Source organism: uncultured Gimesia sp. (assembly GCF_963976445.1).
In the GTDB taxonomy this organism is placed as follows: domain Bacteria; phylum Planctomycetota; class Planctomycetia; order Planctomycetales; family Planctomycetaceae; genus Gimesia.
Genome location: NZ_CAXBKP010000003.1, coordinates 1 through 14,074 on the forward strand (window position 1 = coordinate 1; position 14,074 = coordinate 14,074).

The 14,074-nt window shown below is 47.8% G+C and carries 8 protein-coding genes; 1 reads left to right on the forward strand and 7 read right to left on the reverse strand.

Annotation, left to right across the window (positions count from 1 at the left end):
• Nucleotides 1–109: 109 nt before the first annotated feature.
• The 7 genes from fliS to AAC022_RS04630 form a co-directional block, all read right to left on the reverse strand.
• Entirely contained in the window at nucleotides 110–583 is a 474-nt protein-coding gene (gene fliS / locus AAC022_RS04600; protein ID WP_339728457.1) for a flagellar export chaperone FliS, read from the reverse strand.
• Nucleotides 584–638: 55 nt separating this feature from the next.
• A complete protein-coding gene (fliD, locus tag AAC022_RS04605) occupies nucleotides 639–3,368 on the reverse strand; it encodes a flagellar filament capping protein FliD (protein ID WP_339728459.1) in 2,730 nt (909 codons plus the stop codon).
• 297 nt (nucleotides 3,369–3,665) lie between these two features.
• A complete protein-coding gene (locus AAC022_RS04610; RefSeq protein ID WP_339728461.1) occupies nucleotides 3,666–4,448 on the reverse strand; it encodes a class I SAM-dependent methyltransferase in 783 nt (260 codons plus the stop codon).
• A 69-nt stretch (nucleotides 4,449–4,517) separates the two neighbouring features.
• Nucleotides 4,518–5,369 carry a phytanoyl-CoA dioxygenase family protein gene (locus AAC022_RS04615; RefSeq protein ID WP_339728462.1) on the reverse strand — a complete coding sequence of 284 codons (852 nt, stop codon included), beginning with the start codon at nucleotides 5,367–5,369 and terminating at the stop codon, nucleotides 4,518–4,520.
• A gap of 38 nt (nucleotides 5,370–5,407) precedes the next feature.
• A complete protein-coding gene (locus tag AAC022_RS04620; protein ID WP_339728463.1) occupies nucleotides 5,408–6,112 on the reverse strand; it encodes a hypothetical protein in 705 nt (234 codons plus the stop codon).
• Nucleotides 6,113–6,184: 72 nt separating this feature from the next.
• Nucleotides 6,185–10,387, reverse strand: coding sequence for a tetratricopeptide repeat protein (locus AAC022_RS04625; protein WP_339728465.1), 4,203 nt, complete (start codon nucleotides 10,385–10,387; stop codon nucleotides 6,185–6,187).
• Between the two features lie 303 nt (nucleotides 10,388–10,690).
• Nucleotides 10,691–12,508, reverse strand: coding sequence for a flagellin (locus AAC022_RS04630; RefSeq protein WP_339728466.1), 1,818 nt, complete (start codon nucleotides 12,506–12,508; stop codon nucleotides 10,691–10,693).
• 1,233 nt (nucleotides 12,509–13,741) lie between these two features.
• Between AAC022_RS04630 and AAC022_RS04635 the strand changes: the two genes are divergently transcribed.
• Complete coding sequence (locus tag AAC022_RS04635; RefSeq protein ID WP_339728467.1) at nucleotides 13,742–14,014, forward strand: hypothetical protein; 273 nt, start codon at nucleotides 13,742–13,744, stop codon at nucleotides 14,012–14,014.
• Nucleotides 14,015–14,074: the final 60 nt, after the last annotated feature.

Below are 14,074 nucleotides of genomic sequence, written 5' to 3' on the forward strand. Positions count from 1 at the left end.
TAACAGGAAGCAGGCTTGCATCGAGGGGGAAGTCTCCACCTCAGGCACCCTCATCGTCGTAAATGGTGAGGGTGCTTTTTTGCGTCACGAGCGACATCATTGAATTTGATTATGTCAACCAGGAACGGCTTTCATGTACTTGCTCGGGCTGCTCTATATGATGTGGTCGCTTAAATGATTCGTGAGAATGAATCGTTTTTTTTTCCTCGGTTGTGGTCGTTTGGAGCTGTTCGATCAGTTCACACCAGGCTTCGCGATGAATGCTCAAAACTTTAATGGCGTTGTGGATGTAACTGGCTTCCTGCTTCACATCAGCATGATTCAAGTTCTCATACACAAAAACAAACAGCGCTTTCAACTGATCAATCAATTCGGGTTGCTGAGCAGGATCGAGTCCTCCAATTAGTTCAGCCACCAGATCGCGGCTTTTATCCAGCGCGAAATGGGCCTGCTCGAAATTTTGTTCCTCGGCAGCTTGTGCTGCTTTTCGGGCAAAACGCAGAGCGCCATCCACGACCATTAAATGTAACTGGTGCGGTGTTGCCGTCAAAACCTGATTCTCAATGTAATCTTTTGCGTGCATCTCCCTGAAGGCCCCTCTTTTGGTTTAAATGAATCAATAAAATATGGGTGGTTTATTACTTCTTGGATGAGTTGAAACTCAGTAACTGCAGACCATCTAATGCTGTCTGCTGTGAGTTCAACCGGTTCACGATCGTTTCCTGGAGTGTAAACTGTTGAATCAGCCTTTCGCGACGCACTTCCAGAATTTCGTTCAGTTCTTCCACACGTGTATTCAATGATAGTGCTGATGACTGAAGTGAATCGATCTGTGCTTTGAATGAACCAGTGAAGGGGTCGGTCATCGCTGTGATCACTTCATCCATCACGACTGCAAATCCGGTGTTTTCCTGTTGAAAAAATTCTGTGACAGCATTCGGGTCATCGAGCAATATCTGGTCAAGGATGTTTTCGTTAAGCTTTAATTTTCCGTCACCGCCAAATTGTACTCCTAGTTCCGACATACTTTTGATCGAGTTGTTACTGACCGAAAGTTTTTTTGTCAGTAAACCTTCCAGGCGGGAAACCGTCGTCAATACAACGCCATTTCCGTTGAGAATACCACGCTCATTCGTGTCCGTGTTATAACTGGTGAGTGAAGTCTTAGCATCGACAAAATTGTTATAGGCGGAAATAAACGTGTTGACGGTTGATTTGATACCTGCGGTATCGCGAGACACGTTGATCGTGGAAGGCGAACTGCTTGTGGAAAGCAGATCGATCTCCAATCCTGTGATCGCGTCGTCAAAACTGTTGGTCGAGGAAGTGAGTAAAAATGAGGTTTGCGGGTTGCTGCCAATCCGAATCAATGCATCTTCGGCATCGACTGAGGTCGCGAAACCAAAGTCGAATGAACTTTCCAGAATCAACTCTCCCGCGGCACCGCTTCGCGAAGAGGTGATCGAAAGTCGAGCCGAGTCGAACGCGGTCCCATCATCAATAATCGTCGCAGAAGCGACACCGGATGCATTGAGCTTATCGGTAATGTCCTCCAGTGTATCTGTTGCTTCAATAGTGATCACTGTTGTCTGGCGGCTGTCAAGGCCCGTTGCGTCCGAACCTTTGATTCCCAGGTCTGCCGCCACAGTCCCGCCTGAAACTTCTTCCACTTTGACATCAAAGCTGCTGCCACCAGTGCTCTCAACGATAAAGCCATCACCGGTATCATTCAGACGGGCGTTGATTTGCGCCCCGGCTGTTGTTGCGGCATCATTAATTTTTGTCAGCACGTCGCCCACGGTTTTGGTGGTTGTCGAGTCTGCTAAATTCACACTGAAACTGGTTCCGTCACGGTCGGTGATGCGAATACTACCAGTCGAAACTGCCTTGCCATTTTTGGCATAGGTCGACAGCGAGGTCTCTTCGTTAATGTAACGCAGATCCAAAGAACCGGAACTGACCGTATGCTTTGTGTCAGCTAACACTGCTTCGATTTTGAGAAAACCTGCCAGATTCCCGCTGACATCCTGAATTTCAATGGAGGTTCCGGAAGCAGCAGAGAGGTCTTTAATCTCAATGCCCGTTTTCGTGTCGTTCAGGCTGGCTTCAATCTGAATGGAACCATTCGCATTAATCGTGTCGATGACATCGTCGAGCGTTTTTGCGGAGGAAAAATCTATTGTCGCATTGCCTCCCGCGCCATCTTCGATATAAACCAGATCTGCGTTCAGGACCGTTCCCCCTGAAGAAACGCCCCCGTTTAAATTTCTGAGTAATACCGAATTTAATCCGCCAGACAGCGCGCCGGTAATGGTGCCACCCGGCCCCGTCGTTTGAATTCCCAGTTCACGGGCTGCCAGGGAACTGTTCAAAGCAGTCACTTCAAAGGTACTACCACCGACCGTATTATCGGTCAGGCTTAATTCACCATTCGCGGTGATCGCCGCAGTTACTTTTCCGCCGTTGGCGCCGTTGTCATTGATCAGGTCGACGACATCACCGACTGTTTTTGCTGAGTCCAGGTCAATATCGATGGTTGAAGCATCGGCTACGGTAATCTGAAAATCATCAGAGCCGCTTACTGTGGTAATGCCGTTCCCATCGTTGATTTGTGACAGGTTAAAATCACTGGTAACTCGATAGACGGAATCCCCATCAAAGGTAGAGGCCACAACTGACTTTAAAATTCCCAGATCAGCGGCAGTTTGGCCGCCACCCACTTCGCTGACTTTCAGTGTGCCCACGCCTGTTCCGGTGTCCGTGAAAACCAGGTGATCGTCTTCAATGCTGGCGACAATCGAGGTCGCGGATTGGTTGATTTCATCCACGACGTCATCAATCGTAATGGTTTGACTCAGGTCGATGACTTCGGTCAGGCCATCCCGGTCAGTAATCCGGATACTGCCCCGTTGAACGCCCACACCATCATTCAGTTCTTCCAGCAGTTTGGGCTGATCCAGCTGGCCTCCACCCGAAAGAGTAATTGTAGTGGCGGTGCCAATGGGGGTTGTGTCGGCATCCGCGAAACCATTCGAGATCACCTGGTGGTTCGACGACTTTCGCAGTCCCTGTAGTTGGTAGGTTGCGGAGGTGGCGGTACTGTTGGCAGCAACACTGAACTGGCTGGTATCCGAACTGGTGGCTTGGAGTGTTTCAAAGGTACTTTCCAGGTTCAGTTTTTGAACCGAGGAATTCAGTGTCAGCAGGTTGGCTTCGAGGGTTTTGATACCCCCTTCGGTGGCTTCGAATGCGGATGCACGATTGGCCAGACGCACAAGTGCATTTTTCTGAACGCCTATGATGGCGTCCACAATTTCTGTGATATTTAATCCGGTTGCCAGACCGACACCGGAACTGAGCCCTGACATTGTACCAAGCCTGTCTTAAAGTGACTGAAGCAACTGCTCCTTTAATGCTTAACGATCAGCACCTGAAATTCAGAGTGTGAACAAATACTTTTTAGCCCGACTGAGAGTGAAGTTGCTCATTTGCATCTGCAGATTGCCAATCAGGATCAGCAATAGGAGGCGCACGAGAAACAACAGCATCTCAATATATATCGGTTAGTCAAAGGTTTCTGCATGAGTAGAGCGTAGGAAGATCAGCCTTAAGGAACAGTATTCTAAATAATTCTGGTGATTATGACGATTTTTTCTGGAGGGATTCTATTCGATTACCGCATAGGAAAGTGAAGTGGCAAACGGAAACCGTTTGAGTCGTAAATTCGGAAGTCCCAGTGTTTCCATGGCTGCCAGTGTTTCCCCTGGAAATAAATCCATGTTAAGTTCGTCAAAGGCAATAATTGCACCTTTAGGCATCCGCGGGACAAGCAGTTCCAACGCCACTTTAGTCGGTTCATACAAATCGGCATCCAGGTGTAATAAGGAGACAACCAGATGTTGATTTTGTTCCAGGTATTCAGGCAGAGTGACGCTGATGTCCCCTTTAACTAATTCCACCTTGGGGATGTGGTTCAGATAACGAGTGGAATCATAAAGCTGAATTGCTTTTTCCAAATCCTCCATCGCATTTTCTTCGGACTTAAAGCCACCCACTTCAAGATGTTCGCTGGTACCCGTTGTGTCTTTTTCACTCAGTGAGGGAAAGCCTTCGAATGTGTCGAAGCCGATGATTTTCCGTAGATAATTCACTGGCTCCAAAATGGCGCTGAACTGTGCCCAAGCCATTAAGCTGGCGCCACGGTGGACACCTAGTTCTACAATTGAACCATTGACTTCCAACTGCTGTCGGAAGATTTCATGACGGGCCAATAATTTGGTAATTGATTGTCGGGAAACGTATTTGGTAAACGCATCCAATTTGTTTAGGTTCGTGCCGACACTCGATTCCCAATACTGTTCGACGGCGTTAAGTGCATTTAAGTCACCAGCAGATTGGTTCTGTGATTCTCCTACGTTGCCCTTGAGCAGCCCTTTTTTTTCTACCATGTCAAATTAGCTTTTTATGAAGTATTGTGTAAAAATCAGACAAAACGCTGAAGGTATCGCCGCACGATTTCAAGAAGCCGTTCGCTGCATGGCTTGTCTGGCACGTGTGATGTCTTTGATCCGCCAGCCATCTTTCAGGAATTGAGGATCTCTCAGATCCCGATACCGCAAATTTAGAACAAACCGCACATAGTTCGATTCATTCTTGCAGGGAGTATGCGGAGTCAAACTGTGAAACAGCAGGACATCGCCGACTTCCAGAGCGGTGGGCACGACGCGTTCGAAATCGTGAACGACATCGGTAGGCAGTGAATGCCATTTGGTTGTGATCCCGTGGTCATGCTCATCATGGGGAATCGGCGCTCTCTGATGTTCGCCTAACGCAAAGGTCAGACTGCCGTTCTGGTGATCGGTTTTCTGTAAGGGAGCATACAGCGTGATTGTGGAATGTGGACCTTCATTGTAATACCAGTCCTGATGCCACGAAGCGAGATGCCACTCAGCCTGAGGCATGCTCATCAAAATAATATACCGGTCATGGATCGAAATTTCCGGCGAGAGCAGTTTTTCAAGAATCGCCATCAGTTTGGGATTGGTGCCCATCGCGTGCAGAGAGGGGGCCGCATTCATGGAATCGTATAGAATGCTCTGCGCACCCGGAGCTTGTGCTTCCAGACGCATCAGGCGATCGCTGATCTGTGTGATCTCATTTGCATCTGCGGAAACGTCACAACTGTAGTGGCGCTCCAGCAAGGTGAGACGGCCCGCCAGATCATTTCGAATCGGCAGAAATTCCGCGGGATCAAACAGATTTTTCACCAGCAGGACACCATCTTCTGCATACTGATTCAGATGGGTTTCTGAAAGTTCAGGACCCTCTGTTTGACAATTCAATGTACACAGCTGATTTAAAGGCAGCATGATTTACCATCCCTGGTGCAGTGGTTTGAGTAGAATGCTTATTCGCCGAATCCAAATTGATCGACTAATGGTTTAAAAAAACGATTGACCATTGCCTTTTCCGATTGGGAAAGCTGCTCGCGCCACTTTCCAATGCTGAGCGGTTGTATGGCGGAAGAATCCGGCGCATGCTCTTCATCGATTCGTACCGATTGCGTCGCGAATGAAGCGCCGCCCGTCGAAGCTGCTGACGCATACTGAGGTTCTGCCTGCAGTTCACGCATTTCGCTGGCAATTGCCGAGACGGCGTCCAGTTTTAAGAGAACACCCAGTTTGGTCGCCATCTGATAAATCAGTCCTTCGGCATTCTCAGCAATATGCTCGTAAGGGATTACCATGATGCCCGGCAGGCAGAGGGCAAGATGGATTTCCTGATACGCGGCGACGGTCTGGTCGACGGCGGTCGCGAAAGGAATATTGCTGTTCTCCATCTCCATGCAGACGACATCGCGGGGATCTCGATAATGATAAAAGGGACGTACTGCATCCTGTTGAGCTGCAGCAATCACCTCTTCTGTCAGCAATTCAAAGCGGAGAATCATCCGCTCATTCAATTTCATCGTGCCGACGATCTGGTTTAACTCTTCCAGAGACTTCGCATCTTCAGCCTGAAATGAAAAATTCTGGCTGTCCCATATTTTCTTAAATACTTCCTGCGACCAGTCTGTGCCTGAGTTCGGAATTCCGAAATTGAAGATGATCATAATCTATCCTGTCTGAAATCGTACGTGGGGGATGTGGTCTGTTACAGATCGGCAACGGAGCCCCGGGCTTTGCTATGTTAAGTCATTCTCGATGGAATCACGCTGTCTGCTTTTCTGAGAAAGAAATTGAGGTCGGGGAACCTTTTCTTCAGTCAGATTATCTTCGCCACGATAAGGATGCTTGTCGTGGAAGTAATCGATCAGTCGACCCTGGTATTCGATCAGGATCGTATTAAAGGGAATTTGATTGCGTTCAATTTCGAGTACAATATCGGCGGCCCGCCATTGGGTGGCAATTAAAATGACATCCACAGGATCTTCAATCAGTTGATCCCGGAACAATATCTCCTGACCAGTGCCCGGTACGAACGTGCCGACTTTATTCATGTCGGAGTCGATGACGGTTGGAAATCGCGTTTTATCAAGGTGATTCTGGTTAATAAACGCAGCCGCTTTCCCCGTGCCACCCCAGATCGCGGTTCGTTTACCGGAATTGACAAGCTCATCAAACTGAACTGCGAGCTGAGTTGCCGACAGCAGGACTTTTTCCTGAAAGGCCACTGCCTGGCGTGCCAGTTCTACCTGATGCTGCTGTGGCTGAAAACTAGCCATGCCGTAAATGACTTCGTCGTTATAACTGGTTTGAATCAGATCAACGGTGGTCGCGCAGCGGGTCAAGAGCCGTTCCAGCGATCGAGTGGTGAAGTGGGAGTTGTGTTCATAGAAAAAATCGACCGTGCGGCCTGCGGCAAGCACACCGTCTATACAGGGAACTTCAATAAACAGTTTGGTTTCGCACTCAGCCACATTCGCGGCAAAGGCCACTTCCTGGGCAAAGCCGAGCGGATTCATCAAGTGTTCGAATACGTGTCGGCTGATGATTAAATCTGGACGGAGTTCGGCCAGATGTGTTCCGGGTTCAAATAACATGGCTCGGGCGTCAATCAAGGCGCCTTCTGTTTCGATTTCCGCGTTCGGGTCAAAGCCGATGAATTTTCCGTTAGGAATCTTTTTTGCCAGCGAACGTAGTAAATGGCCTTCTCCACAGCCAATTTCCACGACGGTTGGGTTTTCCGGCAGGGTCTCTGCGATGAGGTCACAGACTTTTTGTAGATGTTCTGACCAGATGGCGCCTTTGTTAAACATCAGGTTTGGCTTATCAGAGTAGGGGACTTTCGCATAGTCGAAGGCCGCATTTGAGATATGGCCACAGTCAACACACCGCATGAAATCATGTGGCAGGCGTTCCATTTTCTGGGCTTCTTCGCAGCTTTTTGGCCAGGCCAGTGTTGTCAATGGCAGTAAGCCACCATCATAAAACTGCACGGCGATATGATACCCGCAAGCAGGACAAGTATAATTCTGCATGGCAGAATTCAGAATTTTGGAGTGATCTTCACTTTCTGTTTTATTTGATGAAGCATCCATGCTTTGGTCCTTGATTGAGGTCGAGTTTGTTAGAGTGGTGAGAGATTGAGTTTTTTTTTGTGTCACTATCTGTTGTAACGCCGATTCGAAAAAGAGTTCCATTTCCCGAACCGTGTTGATGTCTTCGAATACCAGATGGCTCTTGGATAGAATTTTGAGACGTAGTTGGTCCCTGTATTCTTCATCCATACCGATCCGGCAGGAGAGATCGATGTATTCGTCGATGGACGAAACGACGCAGTCCATGAGGCCCATTTTTTTATAGACGGCCAGCATCCCACGACCGCGCATATACTTTGCCGGGAGCGTGACAACGGGCGTGCCGATGGCCATGGATTGATAGGATGTATTTCCCCCACCGAAGTGGATCGGGTCAAGCATGACATCGGAGAGATAAATCACGTTCAGGAAGTCAGACGTCGACATTCCGCGTAACCAGTGAATACGATCTATGACATCAGAGAAAGAGTTGTTGAATCGTTCGACCAGTAAATTTTTCCATTTGGACGTTTCATCACGAATCATGATAATCCGTGCTTGGGGATCTTTTCGTAGAATTCCTGCCAGTACCTGATCAAATTCGGGATGAATTTTAAACAGCGTTTGCGGGCAGGCATAAATGTGGTCGTCGTCGGAAAGTCCAAATGCGCCTCGTGCTTTAATCTTGTCGGGCAAATTGGGACGGTGGTAATAAGAGGGCAGCGCATCCAGTTCGACCAATGTTTCAGTGTAGTGGTCTTGTGCGTCTTCCGGTTCAATTAGTTTACTGGAGATAAAGTAGTCGATGGTTTTTAAGCCGGTTGTAATCGGGTGTCCCCAGGTGACACATTGGATGGGGGCGTGCCGCGTGGTGGCCAGCGAAAAGATAAGCGGGTCCATGCCGATATCGGCATAAAACAGAATATCCAGTTCCAGACTTTGTAGACGCTGAGTGGCTTGGTGGAGGTCAATCCCCAGAAAGACATATTCATCAGAGTCGGCACGAATTTCTTGTGCGACTTCGTCATTATGTTTTAATGGCGAGATCGTAATCACATGATATTTTTCACGATCAAAATTCTTAATGATCCCTTTCATCAGGGACCCGATGGTATGATTAAAGAACAGATTGGAGATAAAACCGATACGGATTCGCCCATCCCGTTCGATCATTGGTTCTTGCTGATTCCAGGAAAGCGTATTATTGCAATGATACAACTCTGCCATACGTTCGATGATGGGCCGATCATTATATCCCTGGTAAGCCAGATAAAACGTACCGGGGGTCAATTTGATCGAAGCGTCGATCTGTACCGCGTCGGCGTGCATGTCTTCGATGTTTTGCATAAACGAGATGCGCACATCCTCAATAGCTTCCATAGAAGCAGGAATGGGAGGCAGCAAGCTGGCAATCGCGAGTCGATATTCCGGCAGCGGTAGCAATTTGTAAGCTTTTTCCAACGCCTCTTTTGCTTCGTCGAACTGGCCCATGTCGTGATAGACGGTCGCCACGTTACAGTAAGCGGATGCAGAGGATTCGTCCAGTTCCAGCGCACGCTGGAAATATCGAAGCGCTTTTTTGCTTCGCCTTTTCTGTTTGCTGAAGTGTCCGCGATAGTTCCAGAGAGTGGCGTTTTCGGGATGATCTTTGATCGCTTGTTCTACCTGCTCTTCCGCTTCATTGTTGCGCAATTGTGACGAATAGAGTTCGATCAAGTATAAGCGTGACTGCAGATGATCGGGTTCCAGCTCAACCAGCAATTCGAAATAGCCAACAGCAGAACCGATTTTTTTTTGTTGTAATCTGATCGATCCCATTCCATACAGGGAAGCTGTGTTCGTCTGGTCGCTCTGGTAGAGGTTTTGGAAGATCTCATAGGCATATTCCAGGTCACCGAGTGATGCGACCAGTGATCCCAAGCGAAATGCGGCGCCGGGGTGATTGGGTTGTTTTTTCAAAATTCCCCGAAAGGTGACCATTGCCTCCTGAGTCTGTTTCGAATCTTCTAATGCCTTACCCAGGTGAAATAGAATCTCGCAATTATCAGGCGCGCGTTTTAATGCATCCCGAAAACATTTGATGGCGGATTCAAATTTGTTCTGCGCGGCATAAACGATACCCAGGTTGTTTCTAATTTCCCAACAATTCGGCTGTAACACCATCGCTTTTTTGAAAACCGTGATCGCTGCTTCGTATTTCTGCTGTGATGTCAGAAAGACGGCGTAATTTTTCAGAGTGTCAAGATGGTTAGGGGCCAGCCGTAGTGCCTGTTGATAGGACTTTTCGGCAGCCTCGGGGTCTTCTAACTTCGCGATGGCATTCGCCAGATTGAAATGCGCAGTAGGGACCTGCGGCGCCAACTTCACGACTTGCCGGCAAATGGCGATCGCTTCCTCAAGATCATCCTCTTCTTCCTGTAAGAGATTTCCGAGATTAATCAGCGCATCAATGTAATCGGGTTTTATCCGAATTGCACGCCGGTATGTTTGAAGGGCTTGTTTTTTTTCTCCAGAAGCAACCTGTGTGATAGCCTGATTCAGCATGAATGCCGGGTTTTGAGGTTCGAGTTCGAGCGCACGGTCATAATTCGTCAGCGCGTCTTGATATTGTCCTAAGCCTTTATAGGCAGCTCCGCGGTTGGAAAAAAATGAAGCAATCCCATCATTCTGATAGATGGCGCGCGTAATAAAATCGATGGCTTTGTCAAATTGCTTTAAATGCAGATACACGACGCCCAGTAAATGCAGGGCATCGGCTTGGGCGGGGTCGTGTTGCAGCACCTCACGGTAGAGCTTTTCTGCCAGAGGGAGATTTCCCGACTGATGTTGTTGAACTGCCGTTGCCAATAGTTCCTGTAGTGAAGGCATAGGATCTTCTTTGAATCGCGGTAGTAATTGAAAATATTTCAATTGGAACTGCTGAAACCTGCCTGGCATAGATCACCAGATAGACTTTTCCGGTTATTCTGTTTGTATCGGCTGCGGCGGGGGGATAGATAAGCAGTTTCTTTCGTCAGGGTAAAATCGTCTTCAAACGAGGTGTTTTACTGCAGGGCGTCTGGGGGAATAGGTAAAACGACAGGTGTAAATAAAAAAACACTACCCATCGTGTGATGGATAGTGTTTTCGTAAATGAAGTATTTTTCAGTCGGTGATCGACTCTCTCAAGGATTATCCTAAGAGACTCAATACCTGCTGTGGGTTCTGGTTGGCAATCGAGAGTACCGAAATACCAGCCTGGTTCAAAATCTGAGCTTTCGTCAAATTCGCGGTTTCGACAGCGAAGTCGGTATCCACGATCTGGCTTCGAGCTTCAGAAATGTTTTCCAAGGCAACCCCCAAAGAGGAGACGTTGGTCTCGATCACGTTTTTCTGAATCGCACCCAGTCGACCACGAAGTGTAGAAACACGGTTGACCGCTTCTTCGATGATATTCACCAAATCAGAGCCAGGAACCGAAGGACCGACATCAAGCAGACTCTTACCACCGCCTGATCCCAGTTCGAACAGCTTACCGGAAACACCACCCAGTCGGGCCGTGTTCACAGCTTCAATCCCGATACCCACCTGACCAGCGGCTGACACATCCTGTCCAATCTGGAACAGTGACCCACCACCGGTAATCGTAATGCTGGCGGTATTGTCTGTTGTATTAGCAGCAGCAGTGAACGAGAACGAAGCATCCAGCTGTTGCGACCGAATGTTAGCCTTCAGACCGGAACCCTGAGCAACCTGCCCGTTGATTCGGGCGACGATGTCGGAACCAATATCTCGCTTCAGAGCATTCCCATCTGTGATGTTATCGACAGTGTCAAATGAACCAGACAGCACGTTGACATCAACGAACTCATCAGCACCATAGTTATTCGCATTGAACGTCAGATAAGCATTGGTACCACCACTTAAGGCAGCAGCCGCTTCGGCTTCTACAACTCCATCACCAGTACTGACACCTTCAAATGCTGATGAGACGTATGCGTTGGCATCTGCGTTAGCATCCAGCAATGTTTTGATGTCGGCTGCAGTCGAGGTAATGGCACCAGCACCGCTTGTCGCCAAACTGATGACAATGTTAACATCTGTGGCATTATTCGTGACAGTAACGCCTAAAGCAGCACTGTTGGCAGAAGGGTCTACAAACGAAACGTTGATATTTTGGTTTGCATCACCTAAGACACTGTCTGAACTTCGAGCGTCAGAAAATGACAAGTTTGAATTAACATTGGCTGCGTTTTGAAAACTGGTGTTGCTGGCGACCTTATTGGTTTTCGTGGCTGTCACACCTGTAATGTCGGTCACACCGTTGACGGCGTCACGCACATTGTCCAGCGAACTGGAAGCACCCAGGAACAGCACCTGACTACCACTGGAACCGCCGATTTCAATCGTGGTCGCAGAAGCCAGACCACCATCGACAGCACTATAGTCCAAGCTGGCTTGACTCGCAGCGGTTACGATCGTTGCATCCAGCGTAATCGTACTGCTGGAACCAAATACGGCTTCGTTAACTTGGAAGTCAGAGAGTTTAGCTGAGTCAGTTGCACTAGACTGAGTTCGGAAAGCTTTACTTCCGTCAATCAGTTTGTCACCAGCGAATGAGGTGTTCGCTGAAATACGGTTGATGGCTGACAGGGCAGTATCGATCTGAAGCTGATTCGCTTCAATTTCGTCCGAAGACAAAGCACCTTCGTTCAAACCTTCTTGAACCAATCCTCGAACCTGGTTCAACAGGTTGGTGACTTCACCAAGAGCCGAGTCAGCAGTCGCGATTACGTTACTGGCACGGTTACTGTTTTTGATTGATTGTTCAATCGCAGACACCTGAGATCGCAGAGTTTCACTGGCGATCAAACCTGAAGGATTGTCTTTACCGGAGTTAATTTTCAAACCGGTTGACAACCGCGTCAGTGAGGTATCCAAAAGATTTGTAGACTTATTTAAACTACGCAAACCTCTCAGCGAGGCAACGTTAGTATTAATTCGTGTCATGGCAAACAGCCTTTCTCACTTGTAATAAAAGCTTCCCAAGGGATTTATTGGGTTATAGCTACTTTATGATTTAGGTTCCCGGATGATGCTGAAATCACCCGTAGACATTAGTTTTCGTTCCTGTCAAATCTAAAAATGCCAATCATGTTTATACATTCTGACAGGATTTCTCGAACTGATGTGGCTTATCTTTCCATAACAAAACCATTTCAGATTCAGATCACGCTGTGGATTACGCAGAGGGAAGCTGCGCAACCACACTCCTTTGATATCGGAATGTTACTTTGGGTTATTTAGGTGTCTCTGGTGTTTTTGTGAAAATAAACCGATCTCTCTGTCATCACACACTGGAAAAGACTAGTCGTGACTATTATCCCGTCCTTCATCAAAATGTCGGCTGTAACTCCCCTGCCGTAAGAGAGGAAATTTGCGATCATGACATGCAAAGGGATATCAATATCAAGGCAGGCGTTACGACTGCTGCTGCTTGCCTAATCGGACCCCCGTTCTGGCTTTGGGACAGGCAGAATCGTCACAACCTGTTCTGTTTGATAGCCGAGGTGAACGCCTCACGCTGTTTCGTCACTAAGAACCAGCATACAGGCTGCTCACACCGTTCTTATTGAGTGAGAACAGTCTCGTAAACGATCTCGAGCGCATTCAGAGACCCACACGCCAAAGCAATCCCGCAATCTCGACACCAGGATTACGCCTTCCAGATGCTGGCACCTGCAGGGCAACATCTGCAAGTCAATCACACACTGTTTCAGCAAAGAATAAACGGCTTCTAACTTCGACACGACACATCACGAGAGAAGATCAGAGAGGAATGCCTGTGCTTCAAAGTCTCTGTAGACAGTAGGAACCGTGGTATGCATTTTGTGCCTGCTTTTGCAGAGTTATTGATTATGCGGGTTAATGATAATTGTTCTGATGAATGCAGGTCGTAACAAATGAACTTAGTCTTTCATGTCTCTCGTTAGATTCATGCAGAAAGTCCCCGTATCTCACTCAAGATCGCTGATCGTCAATGACGATTCATTTTTCATATCTTGCCAAAAGCGAATAGGCAACAGCAGGTGGTTGAATAAATAGACAATTGATGTCGCTTACAGTTGATGGAATAATTTTAAACAATCATAGTTCACCTGCGCTGATCAAATTCACTTTCAAGATGTATTCATCCTAAGAAGACCACTTTAACGAATCGCACACCTTAGGGAGCAGCATCGCATGCCTTTGTGTCCTCAACACACGAGTCATCAGGTTAGGGAAGCCCACGCACGATTAGGAAGATCACTGGTAAAAATTCAAAAGACCCGTCATACATCAAAAGTAGAATCAGAAAATCTGAAAACCATGTTCCGAAACTGGGAAGAGAAATGGATGCATCGTCGCGAACTAATCGCCAGCCGCATTCAGATGATTGAAACGCAACTCAAAGAACTCGGCAAATCGGATCTGCCGTTGCCGCAGTTCACAATTTTTGACGCACCGGGAGAGTAATACGGCTGCGGTCTGCTTCAGGACTTGCTGAAAGAGTGGTTCAACGCCACATCATCTCTT